This is a genomic window from Undibacter mobilis (assembly GCF_003367195.1).
Classification (GTDB): Bacteria; Pseudomonadota; Alphaproteobacteria; order Rhizobiales; family Xanthobacteraceae; genus Pseudolabrys; species Pseudolabrys mobilis.
This window is the reverse complement of sequence record NZ_QRGO01000003.1, coordinates 288,239-308,209: the sequence shown is the minus strand read 5'-3', so window position 1 is coordinate 308,209 and position 19,971 is coordinate 288,239. Positions and strand designations below refer to the sequence as shown.

The following is a 19,971-nucleotide window of genomic DNA, read 5'->3' as shown; positions in this document are numbered from 1 at the left end:
GCCTGCCGGCCTGCCCAAGCCCTTAAGCGCAGGTGACGGCGTTACAGCCGTGACAACAGAGCATGCGCTGGGCGTTTAGTGGCATCTCGGGCTCGTTGCACCGGGGCAGCAATTCGGCGGCAATTCACATTCAAACGGCGCTGCCGGCCGTGAGATCGCCACAGGCACGGCGCTCCGTCAACGGCGCTTGCATAAATAAGAAAGCACGTAACGAACCGGACGATGAAAGAGATGAAATGAATTCCGGTTTGGTTGGAGAAGCGAACGTTTTTCTCTGTCGCTGTGGGCGATAAGCGCGCCCGGCAGACTGCAGAATCAAAAAGTCCCCGCCAACGGCGTTTGCCTGATGGCGAGGACTGTTTGATGAAGAGTACGGGGCGCCTCGTTGCAAGGAGGCGCCCTGTATTGCGTTCGGAGGCCGTTTTCGGCGAGCCGTACGGCCGTCAGGCCGAGTAGTACATGTCGAACTCGACCGGGTGCGGGGTGTGCTCGAAGCGGATGACTTCCGTCATCTTCAGCTCGATGTAGCTATCGATGAAGTCGTCATCGAACACGCCGCCGACCTTGAGGAAGTCGCGATCCTTGTCGAGGCTCTCGAGCGCTTCACGCAGGCTGCCCGAGACGGTCGGGATCTGCTTGAGTTCGGCCTTCGGCAGATCGTACAGGTCCTTGTCCATCGCATCGCCGGGATGGAGCTTGTTCTTGACGCCGTCGAGGCCGGCCATCAGCAGCGCGGCGAAGCAAAGGTACGGATTGGCCAGCGGATCGGGGAAGCGCACTTCAACGCGCTTGGCCTTCGGGCTTTCCGTATACGGAATGCGGCAGGAGGCGGAGCGGTTGCGCGCCGAGTAGGCGAGCAACACCGGCGCTTCGAAGCCCGGCACCAGACGCTTGTACGAGTTCGTCGTCGGGTTGGTGAAGGCGTTGACCGCCTTGGCGTGCTTGATGACGCCGGCGATGTAGGACAGGCACATGTCCGAGAGACCGGCATACTTGTCGCCGGCGAACATCGGCTTGCCGTCCTTCCAGATCGACTGGTGGCAGTGCATGCCCGAGCCATTGTCGCCGTAGATCGGCTTCGGCATGAAAGTCGCGGTCTTGCCGTAGATCTGCGCGACCTGCTGGATGCAGTATTTATAAATCTGCATGTGGTCGGCCATGAAGGTCATCGGCGCGAACTTGAGACCGAGCTCGTGCTGCGCGGACGCGACTTCGTGGTGGTGCTTTTCGACCTTGGCGCCCATGCGCGCCATGGCCCCCAACATTTCAGAGCGCATGTCCTGCGCGGAGTCCTGCGGCGGCACCGGGAAGTAACCCTTCTTGATGCCGATGCGGTGGCCGAGATTGCCGCCTTCGTAGTCGGTGTCGGAGTTGGTCGGCAGTTCGATGGAGTCGAGCTTGAAGCCGGTGTTGTAGGGATCGGCCTTGTACTTGACGTCGTCGAACACGAAGAACTCGGCTTCGGGGCCGAAGAAGATGGTGTCGCCGTAGCCCTGCGATTTGACGAGGGCTTCCGCCTTCTTGGCGATGCCGCGCGGATCGCGGTTGTAGGGTTCGCCGGTGGTCGGCTCCAGGACGTCGCAAACGAGGACCAGGGTGGTCTCGGCAAAGAACGGATCGATGCAGGCCGTGGCCGGATCCGGCATCAGGTTCATGTCTGATTCATTGATCGCCTTCCAGCCGGCGATCGACGAACCGTCGAACATCTGGCCTTCAACGAAGGTGTCTTCCTCGATCATCGACACGTCGAAAGTGACGTGCTGCCACTTGCCGCGCGGATCGGTGAAGCGGAAATCGACGTATTTGACGTCGTTGTCCTTGATCATCTTCATGACATTCTTGGCTGTCGTCATGGGTAGCGTTTCCCCCTGGCTGGATTGGGTCTATCTCGGCGCGACATTTGGCCAAGCGTCAGATGGCGTCAATAGAGGATTAGATCGCGTCGATACCGGATTCACCGGTTCTGATGCGGATGGCTTCCTCGATATTGGAGACGAAAATCTTGCCGTCGCCGATGCGGCCGGTTTGGGCGGCTCGGCGGATCGCGTCCACCGCCTTGTCCACCATGTCGTCACCAAGGACGATCTCGATTTTCACCTTCGGCAGGAAATCGACCACATATTCGGCGCCGCGGTACAGCTCGGTATGGCCCTTTTGACGGCCGAAACCCTTGGCTTCCGTGACCGTAATGCCTTGCAAACCGACTTCCTGCAGAGCCTCTTTCACTTCGTCGAGCTTGAAGGGCTTGATGATGGCCTCGATTTTCTTCATCCGCTGTCTCTCTTCCAATGAACTCCGGGTCTTGATCGTCCGGAGCTTTTCGATCCGAAGCCTTCATCCGGCCGGCCGGCCAATTGAACTTGCCGCGCTGACGTCTGGCCGCGCTGTTGTTTGCAGGTCCTGTGCCAAATCGGACGGCAACCGATTGCCATTCTACAGCAAGGGTTTGCCGCTTCACATCGGGCTTCGGGTGCTGTTTGCCTAAGTTTTACTGCCTCACAATTAAGCATCGTGACTACAAAATGACCATAGATGGAAAGGTCGTTGCGGTACAGCAGCTTGCTAAGAAGGGCCGCGATGCATCGCCGCCGATTTGTCGGTCATATTCATGGCGGATAGTGTCGAAGACATGAACGAACTTCTTGCGCCCGTGGAGATGAGCGAAGCCGACCGCCTCACGATTGCGGCCGGCACGCCTGGGTTGACGCTGATGGAGAATGCCGGTGCGGCTGTCGCCGAGGCGACGGTGGCGCTGGCACCCGGGCAGCGCGTCACGGTTGTTGCCGGTCCCGGCAACAATGGTGGCGATGGCTTCGTCGCCGCGCGTCTGCTCGCCGAACGCGGGTACAGCGTGAAGGTCATCCTGGTCGGGGAGGCCAGCCGTCTCAAGGGCGATGCGCGCGCCGCATTCGATCGCTGGCGTGGTCCGGTCGAGGCGGCGGCACCGGAGGCGCTCGCGGCTTGCGATGTCATCGTCGACGCGCTTTTCGGCGCCGGGCTCGATCGTCCGGTCGAGGGGCTGCCGCGGGCAATGATCGAGGCCATCAACGCGCGCGGCGTGCCGGTGGTTGCCGTTGACCTGCCGAGCGGCATTAACGGCGCGACCGGCGCCGTGATGGGCGCCGCGGTGAAGGCGACACGGACGGTGACGTTCTTTCGCCGGAAGCCCGGACACCTGTTGCTGCCCGGGCGGCTGCATTGCGGTCCGGTCGCCGTGGTCGATATCGGTATTCCGGCCAGCGTTCTCGCTTCCGTGCAGCCGAAGACCTTTGCGAACGGGCCGGCGCTGTGGGGACTGCATTTCCCGCTGCCGCGCATTGAAGGCCACAAATACAGCCGCGGGCATGTCGTGGTGGTGTCCGGCGGACTTTCGACAACGGGCGCGGCGCGGCTGGCAGCGCGAGGGGCGCTGCGGGCGGGGGCGGGGCTCGTCACCATGGCCTCACCGCGCGAGGCGCTGGCTATCAACGCCGCCGGCAGTTTGGCCGTGATGGTCCGGCCGGTGGATGGGGCGTTGGAACTGGCCGAATTCCTCACTGACCATCGACGCAATGCTGTGGTGCTGGGGCCCGGTGGCGGCGTGGGAGCGGCCATGCGCGATCAGGTGCTGACGGCACTCGGGTCAGAGGCGGCTGTGGTGCTCGATGCCGACGCCCTGACCAGTTTCGCCGGAGAGCCCGAACCGCTGTTCGCTGCCATACGCGCGCGGAGCGCCGCGGTCGTCCTGACACCGCACGAGGGTGAATTCAGTAGATTATTCAAATTATTATATAAGGACTTGAAAGTTAAATCGAAACTTGAGGCTGCTCGCATGGCAGCTGCGGCGAGCGGTGCGGTCGTCCTGTTCAAAGGGCCGGATACCGTCGTGGCTGCGCCGGATGGCCGGGCTTCAGTTTCCGACAATGCACCCCCTTATCTGGCCACCGCAGGATCCGGGGACGTGCTTGCGGGCATGATCGCGGGCCTGCTGGCGCAAGGTCAGGAATTTGGCATGACCGGTTTCGAGGCGGCCAGCGCGGCCGCCTGGCTGCATGGTGAGGCGGCCGCGGCCTTTGGTCCTGGACTGATTGCCGAGGACCTGCCGGAGGCGCTGCCAGGCGTGTACCGGACGTTGTTCGCGCAGGTGGCGCCGCCGCCCCCGTGAGAGGGCGTCGTCCGGTTTCATTTTGAGGCTGGCGCCCCGATTTCCGGCCGAAATGTTGCAAAGGCAGCGCCGCCAGGGGCCGGTCGCGCTTGCCCAATTCCCTTGCCCTTGCCGGGACGAGAGGTTATGTCCGCGCGTCGCGGGCGGACAAGATTTTGAGGCCCTTTGCGGGCGTGGCGGAATTGGTAGACGCGCTGGATTTAGGTTCCAGTGGCGAAAGTCGTGGGGGTTCGAGTCCCTCCGCCCGCACCAGACAAAGGTTTATGGGTTTGCGTACGTAACGCGGGGACGGTCCCGCATTCCGGACACCACGGTGCGAAACGGTCCATCCGGACGGTGGCGCGCGTAACGAGAAGCAAGAGAGATCATGCAGGTTACTGAGACACTTTCCGACGGCCTGAAGCGCGAATACGCGGTCAGCATTCCGATTGCCGAACTTGCAAGCAAGGTCGATGCCCGCATCGCCGAACTCAAGGACAAGGTGAAGCTCAACGGCTTCCGTCCGGGCAAGGTGCCGGTCTCTCACATCAAGAAGATGTATGGCCGCTCGGCGATGGCCGAGGTCATTGAAGCTTCGGTGCGGGACGTGAACCAGAAGATCGTCACCGACAACAATTTCAAGCTCGCCGCCGATCCGAAGGTGACGCTGCCGACCGAAGAGGCCGAGGTCGAGAAGCTGATCACGGGTGGCGCCGATCTCAACTACACGGTCGGCATCGAGATCGTGCCCGAGATCAAGCTCGGTGACTTCAAGACCATCAAGCTCGAGAAGCCGGTGGCGGAAGTGGCGGAGGCGGAAATCGACGAGGCGCTCGATCGCATCGCCAAGCAGAATACTCCATTCGAGGCGAAGGCCGAAGGCGCGAAAGCCGCGAGTGGCGACCGCGTTACCATCGACTTCGTCGGCACCATTGACGGTGTGGCGTTCCAGGGCGGCACCGGCCAGGACATTGCCGTGGATATCGGCTCCGGCACGTTTATTCCCGGCTTTGAAGAGCAGCTTGTCGGTATTGCTGCCGGCGAGAACCGCACCGTGAAGGCGACGTTCCCGGCCGCCTACGCCAATGCCGAACTCGCCGGCAAGGCCGCGGAGTTTGCCGTGACGGCCAAGAAGATCGAAGCCCCCGGCACAGTCACGCTCGACGACGATTTCGCCAAGCAGCTCGGCCTGGAATCGCTCGCCAAACTGCGCGACGCGGTGAAGGAGCAGATCGGCCGAGACTACCAGCGCATGTCGCGCCAGAAGGTGAAGCGCGCGCTGCTCGATGCGCTCGACAAGATGCACAAGTTCGAATTGCCGCCGACGCTCGCCGAAGAGGAATTCAACCGCGTCTGGTCCTCGGTAACGGAAGAGCTCAAGGCCGAGAACAAGACCTTCGAGGACGAGAACACGACCGAGGAAAAGGCGAAGGAAGAATATCGCGGCATCGCGGAGCGCCGCGTGCGTCTCGGCCTTGTGCTGGCCGAGATCGGCGACAAGAACAAGATCACCGTCGGCGACGAGGAGTTGTCGCGCGCGGTTGCCGAGCGCGCTCGACAGTTCGCCGGTCAGGAACAGCGGGTGTGGGACTACTACCGCCAGAATCCCGAAGCGCTCGCCTCACTGCGTGCGCCGATCTACGAGGAGAAGGTGGTCGACTTCCTTCTGGAGCTTGCCGACGTGACCGAAAAGAAGGTCTCGCGCGAGGATCTCATGAAGGAAGAGGATGAGGCGGCTTAACGAATTCTGCCGCCGCCTCTCCACGATTGCTTAATCGCCTTCTGGTACATACGTCGCCCGGTGGGGAATCGCCTCGCCGGGCGCTCGTGTCTTTGGACGGGCACGGCCTAATCCAGTTTGCGTCGCTTCTTAAGAGACCTGTCACCATCCTCCGGGCGTCCCTTGCGCTTTGGGGCAACCGAAAATAGATCGTCGAAACACGGTGACTCGCTAAGCTAGCCCGTGTGATTCGTGCCGATGTGCCTTTTGGAGCCGTTATGAAAGATCCGGTAGAGACCTATATGAACCTGGTGCCGATGGTGGTCGAACAGACCAACCGCGGCGAACGGGCCTACGACATCTTCTCCCGGCTCCTGAAGGAACGCATCATCTTCATCACCGGGCCGATCGAGGACGGTATGTCGACGTTGATCGTCGCCCAGCTTCTGTTCCTCGAAGCCGAGAACCCGAAGAAAGAAATCTCGATGTACATCAACTCGCCGGGCGGGGTGGTGACGTCAGGCATGGCGATCTACGACACCATGCAGTTCATCCGTCCGGCGGTTTCGACCCTGTGTATCGGCCAGGCGGCCTCGATGGGCTCGCTGCTGCTGGCTGCCGGCGAGAAGGACATGCGCTTTGCGCTGCCGAACGCCCGCATCATGGTGCATCAGCCGTCCGGCGGCTTCCAGGGCCAGGCGACCGATATCATGCTGCACGCGCAGGAGATTTTGAACCTGAAGAAGCGGCTCAACGAGATTTATGTCCACCACACCGGCCAGTCGCTGAAGAAGATCGAGGACGCGCTGGAGCGCGATTACTTCCTCACGGCGGAAGCCGCGCGCGACTTTGGCATCGTGGACAGCGTGATCAACAAGCGGCCGCAGGATATGGCCGTGAAGCCGGCCTAAAGCGGGCGGGACCGTTTCGGGTGGCAAAAGTTCCCCCGCGACAAGATGCGCGCATCGGCCGCTGGTGGACGGCAAGAGCGGTAATTTCGGCCTACTTTGTTGCTAAAAACGGCCGATATTATCGTTAATACATTCTTGATCATCCTGCCCGTAGCATGCTTCGCTTAGGGTATGGGAGTGTAGTGAGACTTGACTGCCGCGAGATGGCCGGGCCGTGCGCCTTAATTTCCGGCGCAGAATTTGCTTCGGTGGCGGTAGGGACAACTTGCCTTGGCGGGGCGACGCCAGTGAACGATACATCGATCGGGCTGCTTTTGGTCGAGTATACGGAAGAGTGATACGGAGAACGGAATGAGCAAAGTCGGCGGCACCGATTCAAAGAACACCCTGTATTGCTCGTTCTGCGGCAAGAGCCAGCACGAAGTCAGGAAGCTGATCGCCGGACCGACCGTGTTCATCTGCGATGAATGCGTCGAACTCTGCATGGACATCATCCGTGAGGAGAACAAGTCCTCGCTCGTGAAGTCGCGTGACGGCATCCCGACGCCGAAGGAAATCTGCAAGGTCCTCGACGACTACGTGATCGGCCAGTTCCACGCCAAGCGCGTGCTCTCGGTCGCCGTGCACAATCACTACAAGCGCCTCAACCACCAGACCAAGCACCAGGATGTCGAACTCGCGAAGTCGAACATCCTGCTGATCGGTCCGACCGGTTCGGGCAAGACGCTGCTGGCGCAGACGCTGGCGCGCATCCTCGACGTGCCCTTCACGATGGCGGATGCCACGACGCTCACCGAAGCCGGCTATGTCGGCGAGGACGTCGAGAACATTATTCTCAAGCTGCTGCAGGCGGCCGACTACAACGTCGAACGCGCGCAGCGCGGCATCGTCTATATCGACGAAATCGACAAGATCAGCCGCAAGTCCGACAACCCCTCGATCACGCGCGACGTGTCGGGTGAGGGCGTGCAGCAGGCGCTCCTGAAGATCATGGAAGGCACGGTTGCCTCCGTGCCGCCGCAGGGCGGCCGCAAGCATCCGCAGCAGGAATTCCTCCAGGTCGATACGACCAACATCTTGTTCATTTGCGGCGGCGCCTTCTCGGGCCTGGACAAGATCATCTCCAGCCGCGGCAAGTCGACCTCGATTGGTTTCGGCGCCAAGGTGTCGGCGCCCGAAGACCGCCGTCAGGGCGAGATCTTCCGCGAGGTCGAACCGGAAGATCTGCTCAAGTACGGTCTCATTCCCGAGTTCGTCGGCCGTCTGCCGGTCGTCGCGACGCTTGAAGACCTCGACGAGGCCTCGCTCAAGAAGATCCTGATCGAGCCGAAGAACGCGCTGGTCAAGCAGTACCAGCGGCTGTTCGAGATGGAGCAGATCGATCTGACGCTCGCGGAAGAAGCACTTGGCGCCATCGCCCGCAAGGCGATCGAGCGCAAGACCGGCGCGCGCGGCCTGCGCTCGATCATGGAAGGTATTCTGCTCGACACCATGTTCGACCTGCCTTCGCTCGAAGGCGTCGAAGAGGTTGTGATCTCCAAGGAGGTCGTCGAAGGAACCGCCCGGCCGCTCTACATCTACGCCGACCGCTCCGACCGCACGGCTGACCAGGGCTCTGCCAGCGCCTGACACCATGCGTCGCCCCCGCGGCCCAGTGTCGGGCCGTATGCCGTAACGCGTGTGCTGGTACGGCTGGATAACCGGTTCCGCGGCGGCGATTTCGCCGCCGAATCGGCCCTGTTTGTGGTGTCCTGATCCGCGTAGTCTCGTCTTAACTTGAGTTTTAGGCGTTACTTGCGGAGGGGTGGCCGTCATCCTACGTATAGTGCTGTCCGAGAACCGGCGTACCAATATTCGTCGTTTTTCGATCTGCGACTTGCCTGCGACTTGGGTGCCGTCCCCGAAAATGCCTCCCTGGGGCCGACCGCGAAACAGGATACGCGCACCCGGCGTCCTCATCCTGACCGGCACTGATCTTGCGATGCCGCCAAAGGCGGGTCCTTGGGTCAGGGGCACAACAAAAAGGACTGGAAGACAATGACCAACAAGCCACGACCCACGCTGCAGCCTGGCGAAAGCCGCTCCTATCCGGTGCTGCCGTTGCGCGACATCGTGGTGTTTCCGCACATGATCGTTCCGCTCTTTGTCGGCCGTGAAAAGTCGATCAAGGCGCTGGAAGAGGTGATGCGCTCCGACACCTTCATTCTGCTCGCGACGCAGAAGAACGCGTCCGACGACGATCCGGCAACCGACTCGATTTTCGAAGTCGGAACGCTGGCAAGCGTGCTGCAACTGCTCAAGCTGCCCGACGGCACTGTGAAGGTGCTGGTCGAGGGTGCGACGCGCGCCAAGGTTTCCAAGTACACTGATCGTGCCGACTACTACGAGGCCGACGCCACCGCGATTGCCGACGATATCGGCGAGCGCGTTGAGGCGGAGGCGATGGCGCGCTCGGTCGTCACCGAATTCGAAAACTATGTGAAGCTCAACAAGAAGGTGTCGCCGGAAGTCGTCGGCGTGATCCAGCAGATCGAGGATTACGCCAAGCTCGCCGACACGGTGGCTTCGCATCTCGCCGTCAAGATTCCGGACAAGCAGGATATCCTCGAGACGCCGTCCGTCACCGCACGCCTTGAAAAGGTGCTCGGCCTGATGGAGAGCGAAATCTCGGTCCTGCAGGTGGAAAAGCGCATCCGCACCCGCGTCAAGCGGCAGATGGAGAAGACGCAACGCGAGTACTACCTCAACGAACAGATGAAGGCGATCCAGAAGGAGCTCGGCGACGAGGAAGGTCGCGACGAGCTGGCCGAACTGGAAGACAAGATCAAGAAGACCAAGCTCTCCAAGGAAGCCCGCGAGAAGGCCACGCACGAACTCAAGAAGCTGCGGCAGATGTCTCCGATGTCGGCCGAAGCCACCGTCGTGCGCAACTATCTCGACTGGCTGCTCTCGATCCCGTGGGGCAAGAAGAGCAAGGTCAAGAAGGATCTGACTGCCGCCGAGACCATTCTTGATGCCGATCACTACGGCCTTGAGAAGGTCAAGGAGCGCATCGTCGAGTATCTCGCCGTGCAGCAGCGCGCCAACAAGCTCACCGGCCCGATCCTGTGCCTTGTCGGCCCTCCGGGTGTCGGCAAGACCTCGCTCGGCAAGTCGATCGCCAAGGCGACCGGCCGTGAGTTCGTGCGCGTGTCGCTCGGCGGCGTGCGTGACGAGGCCGAGATCCGCGGTCACCGGCGAACCTATATCGGTTCGATGCCCGGCAAGATCATCCAGTCGATGAGGAAGGCGAAGACGTCGAATCCGCTGTTCCTGCTCGACGAGATCGACAAGATGGGCGCCGATTTCCGCGGCGATCCGTCGTCGGCTCTGCTTGAGGTGCTCGATCCGGAACAGAACTCGACATTCGCCGATCACTATCTCGAGGTGGATTACGACTTGTCGAGCGTGATGTTCATCACCACGGCCAACACGCTGAATATCCCCGGCCCGTTGATGGACCGCATGGAGATCATTCGCATCGCCGGTTACACGGAGGATGAGAAGGTCGAGATCGCGCGCAAGCATCTGATCCCGCACGCGGTGGCCAAGCACGGTCTGACGCCCGCGGAATGGACGATCGACGACGAAGGTCTGATGCTGATGATCCGGCGCTACACCCGCGAAGCGGGCGTGCGCAGCCTCGAGCGCGAGCTGTCGACGCTCGTGCGCAAGGCGGTCAAGGAGATCATGACCTCGAAGAAGAAGTCGATCGCCGTCACCGCGAAGAACCTGTCGGACTATCTCGGCGTGCCGAAGTATCGCTTCGGTGAAGTCGAGGCGGACGATCTGGTCGGCGTGGTTACGGGTCTGGCCTGGACCGATGTGGGCGGCGAGCTGCTCACCATCGAAGGTACGTCCATGCCCGGCAAGGGCCGCATGACCGTCACCGGCAACCTGCGGGACGTGATGAAGGAGTCGATCTCCGCGGCGGCGTCTTATGTCCGCTCGCGCGCTGTCGCCTTTGGCATCGAACCGCCGTTGTTCGACCGCAGGGACATCCACGTGCACGTGCCGGAAGGCGCGACGCCGAAGGATGGTCCGTCGGCAGGCGTCGCGATGGTGACCTCGATCGTTTCGGTGATGACCGGCATCCCGGTCCGCAAGGATGTCGCCATGACCGGTGAGATCACGCTGCGCGGCAGGGTGCTGCCCATCGGTGGCCTGAAGGAGAAGTTGCTTGCCGCTGCACGCGGCGGCATCAAGACGGTGCTGATTCCGGAGGAGAACGCCAAGGATCTGGTGGAAATCTCCGAGACCATCAAGAAGCACCTCGAGATCCTTCCGGTTTCCCGGATGGACGAGGTGCTGGCCAAGGCTCTGGTTCGCAAGCCCGAGCCCATCGAATGGGATGAGGCGGCCGCCAAGATTGCGGCGACCGACAGCAAGGCCGACGAAGAAGGTTCGGGCCTGACCGCGCACTAGGTGGCTGGCCCAACGACTGAGAAAACGGCGCCTTCGGGCGCCGTTTTTTGTCGGGCGGCGATGGAAAAGGGCGGCTTGCGCAGCGGCCGTCCTTGGACGATAAGGCGCGCGGATTGGGCAGTTAGCTCAGCGGTAGAGCATCCCGTTTACACCGGGACGGTCGGGAGTTCGATCCTCTCACTGCCCACCATCCCCTTCGCAGCGCAGCAGAGTTTCGCGGAACTGTCATATGCTTGCGCTAGGTCAATGCCTGTACGGCAGAGTCGCTCCAGCGTTTCTTTGCTATATTGACCCCTCATAAGCCGGGGCGAGCTTTCGCGGGCGCTGTCTGTCCGTGCGAGATCGACAGCAGCAATGGCGCTCGCGACCTACCTTTATCTCGTCTACCTGTTCACGCCGATCGCGTTGCTCCTGGTAGGCTCCGTCGGGCATGTCTGGTTCAACACGCTGCTGCCGTCCGGCTTCACGACGGAGTGGTACCAGCAGGTCGCCAATGACGGCAGCTTCCAGCGCGCCTTTTGGACCAGTCTCAAGGTTTGCGCGCTGACCTGCGTGATTGGCGCGGCGGTCGGCGTGCCGCTCGCTTACGCCATTTACCGCGCCGCCTCGCGCAAGGCACGTGCCGCCGCGCGCATCATCTATCTGCTGCCGATCGCCGTGCCGCCGCTCGTGCTGGCCTTCGGCTTCGTGCTCGTCTTCTCCAGCGACACGCTGCCGTTTCTCGGCAGCCTGTGGGTTCTGGTCGGCGGCCATCTGGTGCTGACCCTGCCATATCTGCTGCAGACGCTGATCGGCGACATGCGCCATCTTAAGCTGGCCGAGATCGAACTGGCGGCCGAGTCGCTCGGCGCCGGCGCAACGCGGCGCTTCATCGATATCGTGCTGCCAAGCTTGCGGCACAGCCTGGCTTCGGGGCTGATTACAGTCGCAGCTCTATCGATCGGCGAATTCCAGTTGTCCAATCTTGTGGCCGGTTTTCTGACGCGGCCTTATCCGGTGGTGTTGTTGCAGGCCTTCTATGGCGCGACAGGCTTTGCCTGCGCCGCAACCGTAGTGCTGCTGTCTCTGGCGTTGCTCGCCTCAGTCGGCGGCGCGCTCACCGCACGCGGCGCGCAAGGCGCTTATGGAGCCGGCGCATGAGTGCCTCCGATCACACCATTCTCCTCGAAAACGTCACCTTCACCTATCCGGGCACCGATATCGGCGTTCACGACGTCAGTCTGGGCATTCGGGCCGGTGAACTGCTGGCAGTGATCGGACCCAGCGGCTGCGGCAAGTCGACCTTGTTGAAGATTATCGCTGGCTTCGTCCAGCCGTCACGCGGCCGCGTCATCATTGCCGGCAAAGACGCTGCGGGCATTCCGCCGCGCGAGCGCAATATCGGCATTGTCTTCCAGTCCTACTCGTTGTTTCCGCACATGACGGTTCTTGAGAATGTCGCCTATCCGCTGAAACTGCGCGGTCGGCCGGTCGCGGAGCGGCGGGCCAATGCGCTGGATATTCTGGGGCGTGTCGGCCTGAAAGATCATATCGACAAGCTGCCGGCGCAGCTGTCGGGCGGGCAGCAGCAGCGCGTGGCGCTGGCGCGCGCGCTGGTGTTCGATCCGCAGGCATTGCTGCTCGACGAGCCGTTGTCGGCGCTCGATGCGGCGCTGCGTGTCGAAATGCGTGACGAAATCCGCCGGCTGCAGCGCGCCCATCATATCGCAACCATGCATATCACCCACGACCAGGAAGAGGCGCTGTCGATGGCCGACCGCGTCGCCGTGATGCGCGACGGCCGTCTCGTCCAGGTCGATGCACCCAAGGCGCTTTACGCGCAGCCGGCCAATCGGGCGGTCGCATCCTTCATCGGTCACGCCAATCTGTGGCGCGGGCGCGTCGTCGATGGAACGAGCGTCGAGACGCCACTGGGCATTCTGAAGACCGCGCCGCACGGGTTTGCCGCCGGCGAGCCCATCGTCGTCCTGGTGCGACCGGAAAAGCTGGCCATCGGTTCGGCAGCCGACGGCGTCAACACGCTTACCGGCAAAGTCACGCGCGATCGCTTTCTTGGCAGCTTCCGCCGGTTTGATTTCGAGGTCGGCGGCACGAAGCTGCTCGGCGAGACCGGCAACATGGCCGAGATCAGGTCCATTCACATTTTGCCAGAAGCCGTTCAGCTGCTGGCGGATCATGACGGCAAGAGGCCGTAAACCACTGGAGGCATCGATGAGAGCACTCAAGAGAACGCTGACGATCGCCGCGCTGACGCTGGCGCCGGTTCTGGCGCAGGCCCAGACCGTGATGGACTCGGTCGAGCTCTATCCCGGCGAGAAGGCACTGTACGAGGCGGCGGCCAAGGAAGGCATGGTCGTCTCATTCGACACCGGCCCGACCTGGGCCAACTGGGCGGCGCAATTTGCTGCCTTCAAGAAGCGCTATCCCGCAGTTGAGATGGCCTATAACGATCTCGGTTCGGCCGCGACCGTGATCGCGCTCGACAAGGCGCGCAATCGCCCGCAAGCCGACACCGCGTACTACTTCGCCGCTTCGGCGGTCGATGCGGTGGCCAAGGATGTGGTGGCGCCGTTCAAGCCAGTCAACTTCGACAAGCTGCCCGATGTGTTCCGCGAGCCGAGCGGCAAGTGGTTCACCATCCACCAGCTGACGATCGCTTTCGTCGTCAATAAGAAGCTCGTCAAGAACGTGCCGCAGAGCTGGGCCGATCTGCTCAAGCCGGAATATAAAAACACCGTGGTCTATCTCGATCCGCGTTCGACCGGCGTGGGCCAGGTACTGACCTTCGGTGCAGCCTACGCCAATGGCGGCAGCGTCGATAATGTCGCGCCGGGCATCGACTATCTCGGCAAGCTGCACAAGGCGGGCTCGGTGCTGCGCGTTGTCGGCACGACGCCATATGCGCAGTTCGTCAAGGGCGAGATCCCGGTTTGGATTTCGTATGAGAACGACGGCATGAAGGCCAAGTATACCGACGGTCTCGGCGATCAGGTCGAAGTTGTGGTGCCGAAGGACGGGTCGGTCGCCGCGCCCTATGGCATCAGCCTCGTCAAGAACGGGCCGAACCCGAATGCCGGCAAGCTCTGGCTCAACTTCATCATGACGGACTTCGGGCAGGGCATCTTCGCCGAAGGCTTCGTGCGTCCGTCTGTGCCGGGCGTGAAGCTGCCGGCGAGCGTTGCCGACAAGCTGCCGCCGGCGCCGCAGGTGCATCCGCTCGACGTGCAGAAGGCCGCGGCTAAGAAGCAGGAAATCGACACCGGCTGGGCCAAGGCCGCGGTGAACTAGAAGCGAACGAGAAGGATCACACGGATGCGCCGGGGTTATCAGCTCATGCTAGCGCTGCCCGGCGCAGCCGTGTTTGTACTCTTCTTTCTGATCCCGCTAATTGTCGTGTCCGCCGACGGTTTTACCGGCGGCGGCGCGGCGTTCCTGCGCGTGCTGCGTAACGAACTGTTCTGGGGCGGCCTGCGTGGCTCGCTGATCCTCGGCGCGACGGCCTCGGTGTTCTCTCTTGTGGTCGGCTTCGTGGTGGCGCTGCATCTGTCGCGCCTGTCGGAACGGGCGCGCACGCTGATGATGTTCTTCATCGCGCTGCCGCTGACCTTCTCCGGCCTGATCGTCGCTTATGGCTTCATTTTGTCCTATGGCCGTGCCGGGTTCATTACGCAAATCCTGTCCTATGCGGGCGTCGATCCGGTCGCCTTCTCGCGACTTCTGTTTTCGCCGCAGGGGCTGGCCTTTGCCGCGTCGTATTATCTGATCCCGCGCGTTGTCATGCTGATGCTGCCGGTGCTGGTCAATTTCGACCGGGCGCAGTTCGCCGCCGCGGAGTCGCTCGGCGCCACGCGCGCTCAGGTCATCTGGCAGATTCTGGTGCCGCAGATTATGCCAACCGCGGTGTCGGCGTTTTGCCTGATCGCCGCGGTCGCGGTCGGCGCCTATGGTACGGCGCTGGCGTTGGTCGGCACCCAGGTCAATATCCTGCCGCTGCAGCTCTACAGTATGATTTCCGAAAGCGGCTCCGACTTTCCGGCCGCGGCGGCGTTGTCGCTGATCCTGATGGCGATATGCTCCTGCATTATTGCTGTCGGGGAAATCGCGGCGGCGCGGCATGAGAGGCAAGATGTTGTTCGTTGATGAGGCGGGCGGCTATCTGATCGACGCGGGCCAGAGACGGACCTTCGATCCGGCGACGCGGACGTGGTCGTCGTCGTTGCCCAAATCGTCGGGCGAGGCGCTGTCACTGGTCGCCGCCGCGACATGGCTGCAGCGGCGCTCAGGCCATCCCTTGCGGCAGCCGGTCGCGGTTATCGGCCCGCGCGAGGCGAGCGACGCGCAGCTCGCCGCCGCCGAACAGGTTGGCGCGGCGATGGCGCGGATCGGCTTCACAGTGGTCTGCGGCGGCCGTCAGGGCGTCATGGAAGCGGTGTGCCGCGGCGTCGCGGCGGAGAACGGCATCAGCATCGGTCTGTTGCCCGACGCCGAAGCGGCGGCTGCCAATGCCTATGTCACTGTGCCGATCGCTACCGGCATTGGCGAAGCGCGTAATGCGATTGTTGCGCGGTCCGGCTTCGGCCTCGTCGTCATCGGCGATAGCTACGGCACGCTCTCCGAAGTCGCGCTGGGCCTGCAGTTCGGCCGGCCGGTGTTCGGTTTGCTGGGGGCTGCGATCGTCAATGGCGTGCGCGGTTGCGAGAATGTCGACGCCGCCATCGACGGCGTCTGCAAGGTGGCGTTGGGGCTCGGTTAAGCCCGCTCTTCCCAGATTGCCGCCAGATGCACGATGGTACGCATTGCAGCTTGCATATCCTGAACGCTGACCCATTCCAGTGGCGAGTGAAAAGCGTGCCCGCCGGCGAAGATGTTGGGGCAGGGCAGGCCCATGAATGACAGCCGCGAGCCGTCTGTGCCGCCGCGGATACTGTCCTTCTCCGGCTTGAGTCCGGCGCGGCGCACCGCTTCCATGGCGTGCTCGACGATTTGCGGATGCCGGTCGAGCACGACCTTCATGTTGCGATACTGCTCCTTGACCTCGAAGCGGTAGGTCGAGCGGGGGAAGTCGCACATCACGTCTTTCACCGTGCGCTCCAGCAGCGCCGCCTTGTCACGCAGGCCGGCCTCGGTGAAATCGCGGATGATGTATTGCAGTTTGGCTTCGCCGAGCTCGGACGTGACCGACACCGGATGCAGGAAGCCTTCGCGGCCTTCGGTGGTCTCCGGCGTGCACGTTTCCTTCGGCAGGGCATCGACGAGGCGCGCCGCGATCTTGATGGCGTTTTCCATGCGGCCCTTGGCAAAGCCGGGATGGGCGGCGAGGCCGGCAATGGTGATGGTCGCGGCGTCGGCGGAGAAGGTTTCATCCTCGATCGTGCCCGCGGTCGAGCCGTCTATGGTGTAGGCGAAATCAGCGCTGAGGCGCTTGAGATCGGCCTTGTCGACGCCGCGGCCGATTTCCTCGTCCGGCGTGAACAGCACCTTGATGGCGCCGTGCCGGATCTCCGGATGGGCCTTAAGGAAACGCATGGCATCGACGATTTCGGCCAGGCCGGCCTTGTCGTCGGCACCGAGCAGGGTGGTGCCGTCGGAGGTAACGATGTCGTTGCCGGCTTGGGCGGCGAGCGCCGGATGGTCGGCCGCGCGGATGATGCGGCTTTTGTCGCCGGGGAGGACGATGTCGCCGCCCTGGTAGTTGCGCACGATCTGCGGCTTCACATGGGCGCCGGAGAAGTCCGGCGAGGTGTCCATATGCGAGCAGAAGCAGATCACCGGCACGGCTTTGTCGGTGTTGGCCGGCAGCGTCGCATAGACATAGCCGTTATCGTCCATCTCGGCGTCGCTGAGACCGATATCGCACAATTCCGTCACCAGCAGGCGGCCGAGGTTCTTCTGTTTCTCGGTGGACGGCGTGGACGACGATTGCGGATCGGACTGCGTATCGATGACGACGTAGCGCAGGAAGCGCTCAAGCACGGTGTAGTCGAAGGCGGGGGTCACGGACATGCGGGTACCGAAAGTGCAGATACTCAAAAACAAAACGGCAGGCCGGGCTTAACGCCGCGAGCCTGCCGTTGATGATGCCGGAGAGTCCAGCGCAAGAAGCGTCAGACCGCTTCCTTGAGCTCCTTGGCGGCGCGGAAGGCGACTTTCTTCGACGCCTTGATCTGGATCTGCTCGCCGGTCGCCGGGTTGCGACCGATCCGGGCCGCACGCTTGCGCACCTGAAGGATGCCGAGACCGCCAATGCGGATACGCTCGCCCTTCTTCAGATGCTTGACGATGTTGCCGACAAAATCACCCAGGACGGCTTCGGCCTGCTTCTTCGACATCTCGTGCGAGTCGGCGAGCGCCGCAGCGAGATGCTTCAGGGTAACCGTTGCCGGAGCCTTCGTTGCCGTAGCCATCAGGGGACCCTCCTGTTGATCCTCAAGGTCTGGCGGAGCGCCAAACCACAGTGCCCGCATAGACGATTCGATGCCAGTCTGACCATGATTCTTCCGGTAAATAGGGCTTTTTCGCAAGCTGAGGCATCGGGATGGGGCCTAAGTGCCGCGCGTTGTCCCTGTCTTGTCCGACACTTGTCCTTGACTTGGCGGTGCCCCCCCTATAACTCACCGCAACGCCCGCGGGGGCGTAGCTCAGTTGGTTAGAGCGCTGCCCTGTCACGGCAGAGGCCGCGGGTTCGAGTCCCGTCGCTCCCGCCACTTTTCTCAATATCGAGAATTGCTTAGCCCGGTTTCCCGAGAGGGATTCCGAGGCTATTGCGGGTCGGCGTCGGTGGCGCCCCTCGACTGGAGAAACAGCGGATGCAGGCTCCCGTCCTCGGTGTCAAAGCCCTGTTTTTTGACGTTTTCGGAACTCTGGTCGACTGGCGGACCTCGGTCGCCCGCGAATCCGAGAAGATTCTGGGCGCGCTGGGTTTCGACCTCGATTGGCTCGCCTTTGCCGACGCCTGGCGGGGTGAATATCAGCCTGGCATGGAGGAGGTTCGGTCCGGCCGGCTGCCATTCAGCAAGCTCGACGTTCTGCACAGGGCCAACCTGGTGCGTATGGCGCCGCGTTTTGGCCTGGAGAACCTGTCCGACGAAGTGCTCGACGACCTGACACTGGTCTGGCACCGGCTCGACGCTTGGACCGAAGTTCCCGGGGCGTTGACGCGTCTGAAGACGCAATTCCGCATCGCGCCGGTGTCCAATGGCAATATCTCACTGATGGTCGACCTAGCCCGGCGCAACGGCCTGCCGTGGGACGCCATTCTCGGTGCCGAAATCGCCGGCGACTACAAGCCAAAGCGTCAGGTCTATTTGGCCGCCTGTGCTGCTTTCGATCTCGAGCCCCGGCAGTGCATGATGGTGGCGGCGCATTCGAGCGATCTGGCCGCCGCGGCGGCCTGCGGCTTGCGCACCGGTCACATCGCGCGGCCGAACGAGAATGGGCCGGGCAAGGGCGAGGCGTCGCCGAGCGTTCCGGTCGATGTCGCGGGCAGCGATCTTGCCGACCTGGCGGGCAAGCTGGGCGTCTAGCGCAGATCCGTGGTGCCACTGGCCGTCTCGGCATAGGTCTACCGCGATCCACAACTTGCATTGCGCGCGCCCGTTTTTGCAGGCATTCGAGGGGTAAAGTTGGCTTGCCAAGGCGTTGTGCGCTGCGCTAAGCCTCAGCCGCTTCGTCCTTGCAATGTTTCCAAACAAAGCCTTGGCTTTTTGTAGGTTTTGCTCGGGAACCCGGGCGCCCGATGCGGCGACTCGAGGAACGAAACAGGCCGCCTCGACGGGGCAGGGGCGAGAGACGATAGGGGTCGCCAATGAGCGGTTTGCTGCAGGATTATCTGCCCCTCGTGATCTTCATCGGCGTGTCGCTCGTGATCGGGCTGGCGCTTCTGGTCGCCCCCTTCATCGTCGCCTTCCAGCAGCCCGACCCGGAAAAGCTGTCCGCCTACGAATGCGGCTTCAACGCCTTCGATGACGCGCGCATGAAATTCGACGTGCGATTCTATCTCGTCGCAATCCTCTTCATCATTTTCGATCTCGAAGTATCGTTCCTGTTTCCGTGGGCGGTGGCTTTCAAGGAGGTCGGCGTGTTCGGCTTCTGGTCGATGATGCTGTTCCTTGGCGTTCTCACCATCGGCTTCATTTACGAATGGAAGAAGGGCGCGCTCGAATGGGATTGAGCGCGCTGAAGGCACCACAATGACAATGGTCGCTCCGCAACCTCGCGGCATTCTCGATCCGAACACCGGCAAGCCGGTGGGTTCGGACGATCCCTTTTTCGCAGGCATCAACAACGAACTGTCCGACAAGGGTTTCATTGTCACCGCCGCTGACGATCTCGTCACCTGGGCTCGCACCGGCTCCTTGATGTGGATGACGTTCGGCCTGGCCTGCTGCGCCGTCGAGATGATGCAGGTGTCGATGCCGCGCTACGATGTCGAGCGCTTCGGCTTTGCGCCGCGCGCGTCGCCGCGGCAGTCCGACGTGATGATCGTCGCCGGCACGCTGACCAACAAGATGGCGCCCGCCCTGCGCAAGGTCTACGACCAGATGCCGGAGCCGCGCTACGTCATTTCGATGGGCTCCTGCGCCAACGGCGGCGGTTACTATCATTACTCGTACAGCGTCGTGCGCGGCTGCGACCGCATCGTGCCGGTCGATATCTACGTGCCGGGCTGCCCCCCGACGGCGGAGGCGCTGCTCTATGGCGTACTGATGCTGCAGAAGAAGATTCGCCGCGTCGGTACGATCGAGCGGTAAGGG

17 protein-coding genes and 3 tRNA genes are annotated in these 19,971 nt (G+C 62.4%); 16 read left to right on the top strand and 4 right to left on the bottom strand.

The features are described 5' to 3' along the window. Positions 1–443 precede the first annotated feature (443 nt). Together glnA and DXH78_RS18890 are read right to left on the bottom strand one after the other, a co-directional pair. Positions 444–1,853: a type I glutamate--ammonia ligase gene (gene glnA / locus DXH78_RS18895; protein ID WP_115518812.1), complete on the bottom strand. Its 1,410-nt coding sequence runs from the start codon at positions 1,851–1,853 to the stop codon at positions 444–446. 79 nt (positions 1,854–1,932) lie between these two features. Then, positions 1,933–2,271 (bottom strand): P-II family nitrogen regulator, encoded by a 339-nt coding sequence (locus tag DXH78_RS18890; RefSeq protein WP_115518811.1) that lies wholly within the window; start codon positions 2,269–2,271, stop codon positions 1,933–1,935. Between the two features lie 358 nt (positions 2,272–2,629). Here DXH78_RS18890 and DXH78_RS18885 point away from each other — a divergent pair, with 358 nt between their 5' ends. The 12 genes from DXH78_RS18885 to DXH78_RS18830 all read left to right on the top strand — a co-directional run bounded on the left by DXH78_RS18885 (position 2,630) and on the right by DXH78_RS18830 (position 15,971). Then, positions 2,630–4,144 (top strand): NAD(P)H-hydrate dehydratase, encoded by a 1,515-nt coding sequence (locus DXH78_RS18885; RefSeq protein WP_115518932.1) that lies wholly within the window; start codon positions 2,630–2,632, stop codon positions 4,142–4,144. Between the two features lie 167 nt (positions 4,145–4,311). Beyond that, positions 4,312–4,396 (top strand) — tRNA-Leu (locus DXH78_RS18880). Positions 4,397–4,511: 115 nt separating this feature from the next. After that, on the top strand, positions 4,512–5,864 hold the full coding sequence (gene tig, locus DXH78_RS18875; RefSeq protein WP_115518810.1) for a trigger factor: 1,353 nt from the start codon (positions 4,512–4,514) through the stop codon (positions 5,862–5,864). Positions 5,865–6,121: 257 nt separating this feature from the next. Further along, the gene (gene clpP, locus DXH78_RS18870; RefSeq protein ID WP_115518809.1) at positions 6,122–6,754 is read left to right on the top strand and encodes an ATP-dependent Clp endopeptidase proteolytic subunit ClpP; all 633 of its coding nucleotides are present in this window, start codon (positions 6,122–6,124) and stop codon (positions 6,752–6,754) included. Positions 6,755–7,105: 351 nt separating this feature from the next. Further along, the gene (gene clpX / locus DXH78_RS18865; RefSeq protein ID WP_115518808.1) at positions 7,106–8,383 is read left to right on the top strand and encodes an ATP-dependent Clp protease ATP-binding subunit ClpX; all 1,278 of its coding nucleotides are present in this window, start codon (positions 7,106–7,108) and stop codon (positions 8,381–8,383) included. A 408-nt stretch (positions 8,384–8,791) separates the two neighbouring features. Next, positions 8,792–11,218 carry an endopeptidase La gene (gene lon / locus DXH78_RS18860; RefSeq protein WP_115518807.1) on the top strand — a complete coding sequence of 809 codons (2,427 nt, stop codon included), beginning with the start codon at positions 8,792–8,794 and terminating at the stop codon, positions 11,216–11,218. Between the two features lie 115 nt (positions 11,219–11,333). Next, a tRNA-Val gene (locus tag DXH78_RS18855) sits at positions 11,334–11,408 on the top strand. A gap of 164 nt (positions 11,409–11,572) precedes the next feature. After that, positions 11,573–12,358 carry an ABC transporter permease gene (locus tag DXH78_RS18850; RefSeq protein ID WP_115518806.1) on the top strand — a complete coding sequence of 262 codons (786 nt, stop codon included), beginning with the start codon at positions 11,573–11,575 and terminating at the stop codon, positions 12,356–12,358. Further along, complete coding sequence (locus DXH78_RS18845) at positions 12,355–13,413, top strand: ABC transporter ATP-binding protein (RefSeq protein WP_115518805.1); 1,059 nt, start codon at positions 12,355–12,357, stop codon at positions 13,411–13,413. Before DXH78_RS18850 ends, DXH78_RS18845 begins: the two co-directional genes overlap by 4 nt. Positions 13,414–13,429: 16 nt before the next feature. Beyond that, positions 13,430–14,506, top strand: coding sequence for an ABC transporter substrate-binding protein (locus tag DXH78_RS18840; RefSeq protein ID WP_115518804.1), 1,077 nt, complete (start codon positions 13,430–13,432; stop codon positions 14,504–14,506). Positions 14,507–14,551: 45 nt separating this feature from the next. Continuing rightward, on the top strand, positions 14,552–15,358 hold the full coding sequence (locus DXH78_RS18835; RefSeq protein ID WP_245416945.1) for an ABC transporter permease: 807 nt from the start codon (positions 14,552–14,554) through the stop codon (positions 15,356–15,358). Beyond that, complete coding sequence (locus DXH78_RS18830; RefSeq protein WP_115518802.1) at positions 15,345–15,971, top strand: SLOG cluster 4 domain-containing protein; 627 nt, start codon at positions 15,345–15,347, stop codon at positions 15,969–15,971. The genes DXH78_RS18835 and DXH78_RS18830 overlap by 14 nt, the downstream gene beginning before the upstream one ends. Here DXH78_RS18830 and pepT read toward each other — a convergent pair. Both pepT and DXH78_RS18820 read right to left on the bottom strand, forming a co-directional pair. Then, positions 15,968–17,221, bottom strand: coding sequence for a peptidase T (pepT, locus tag DXH78_RS18825; protein WP_115518801.1), 1,254 nt, complete (start codon positions 17,219–17,221; stop codon positions 15,968–15,970). The genes DXH78_RS18830 and pepT overlap by 4 nt on opposite strands. Positions 17,222–17,322: 101 nt before the next feature. Beyond that, a complete protein-coding gene (locus DXH78_RS18820; protein WP_115518800.1) occupies positions 17,323–17,622 on the bottom strand; it encodes an HU family DNA-binding protein in 300 nt (99 codons plus the stop codon). A 223-nt stretch (positions 17,623–17,845) separates the two neighbouring features. Between DXH78_RS18820 and DXH78_RS18815 the strand changes: the two genes are divergently transcribed. The 4 genes from DXH78_RS18815 (at position 17,846) to DXH78_RS18800 (ending at position 19,968) form a co-directional block, all read left to right on the top strand. Continuing rightward, positions 17,846–17,922: transfer RNA gene (locus DXH78_RS18815), tRNA-Asp, on the top strand. 102 nt (positions 17,923–18,024) lie between these two features. Beyond that, complete coding sequence (locus DXH78_RS18810) at positions 18,025–18,741, top strand: haloacid dehalogenase type II (protein WP_115518799.1); 717 nt, start codon at positions 18,025–18,027, stop codon at positions 18,739–18,741. Positions 18,742–19,022: 281 nt separating this feature from the next. Next, positions 19,023–19,388 carry an NADH-quinone oxidoreductase subunit A gene (locus tag DXH78_RS18805; protein ID WP_115518798.1) on the top strand — a complete coding sequence of 122 codons (366 nt, stop codon included), beginning with the start codon at positions 19,023–19,025 and terminating at the stop codon, positions 19,386–19,388. A 19-nt stretch (positions 19,389–19,407) separates the two neighbouring features. Next, on the top strand, positions 19,408–19,968 hold the full coding sequence (locus DXH78_RS18800) for a NuoB/complex I 20 kDa subunit family protein (protein WP_168192888.1): 561 nt from the start codon (positions 19,408–19,410) through the stop codon (positions 19,966–19,968). The last annotated feature ends 3 nt before the right edge of the window (positions 19,969–19,971 follow it).

Excerpts from the sequence above, each read along its gene's own strand:
- glnA (WP_115518812.1), bottom strand. The coding sequence starts at position 1,853 with ATGACGACAGCCAAGAATGTCATGAAGATGATCAAGGACAACGACGTC.
- DXH78_RS18890 (WP_115518811.1), bottom strand. The coding sequence starts at position 2,271 with ATGAAGAAAATCGAGGCCATCATCAAGCCCTTCAAGCTCGACGAAGTG.
- DXH78_RS18885 (WP_115518932.1), top strand. The coding sequence starts at position 2,630 with ATGAACGAACTTCTTGCGCCCGTGGAGATGAGCGAAGCCGACCGCCTC.
- tig (WP_115518810.1), top strand. The coding sequence starts at position 4,512 with ATGCAGGTTACTGAGACACTTTCCGACGGCCTGAAGCGCGAATACGCG.
- clpP (WP_115518809.1), top strand. The coding sequence starts at position 6,122 with ATGAAAGATCCGGTAGAGACCTATATGAACCTGGTGCCGATGGTGGTC.
- clpX (WP_115518808.1), top strand. The coding sequence starts at position 7,106 with ATGAGCAAAGTCGGCGGCACCGATTCAAAGAACACCCTGTATTGCTCG.
- lon (WP_115518807.1), top strand. The coding sequence starts at position 8,792 with ATGACCAACAAGCCACGACCCACGCTGCAGCCTGGCGAAAGCCGCTCC.
- DXH78_RS18850 (WP_115518806.1), top strand. The coding sequence starts at position 11,573 with ATGGCGCTCGCGACCTACCTTTATCTCGTCTACCTGTTCACGCCGATC.
- DXH78_RS18845 (WP_115518805.1), top strand. The coding sequence starts at position 12,355 with ATGAGTGCCTCCGATCACACCATTCTCCTCGAAAACGTCACCTTCACC.
- DXH78_RS18840 (WP_115518804.1), top strand. The coding sequence starts at position 13,430 with ATGAGAGCACTCAAGAGAACGCTGACGATCGCCGCGCTGACGCTGGCG.
- DXH78_RS18835 (WP_245416945.1), top strand. The coding sequence starts at position 14,552 with ATGCTAGCGCTGCCCGGCGCAGCCGTGTTTGTACTCTTCTTTCTGATC.
- DXH78_RS18830 (WP_115518802.1), top strand. The coding sequence starts at position 15,345 with ATGTTGTTCGTTGATGAGGCGGGCGGCTATCTGATCGACGCGGGCCAG.
- pepT (WP_115518801.1), bottom strand. The coding sequence starts at position 17,221 with ATGTCCGTGACCCCCGCCTTCGACTACACCGTGCTTGAGCGCTTCCTG.
- DXH78_RS18820 (WP_115518800.1), bottom strand. The coding sequence starts at position 17,622 with ATGGCTACGGCAACGAAGGCTCCGGCAACGGTTACCCTGAAGCATCTC.
- DXH78_RS18810 (WP_115518799.1), top strand. The coding sequence starts at position 18,025 with ATGCAGGCTCCCGTCCTCGGTGTCAAAGCCCTGTTTTTTGACGTTTTC.
- DXH78_RS18805 (WP_115518798.1), top strand. The coding sequence starts at position 19,023 with ATGAGCGGTTTGCTGCAGGATTATCTGCCCCTCGTGATCTTCATCGGC.
- DXH78_RS18800 (WP_168192888.1), top strand. The coding sequence starts at position 19,408 with ATGACAATGGTCGCTCCGCAACCTCGCGGCATTCTCGATCCGAACACC.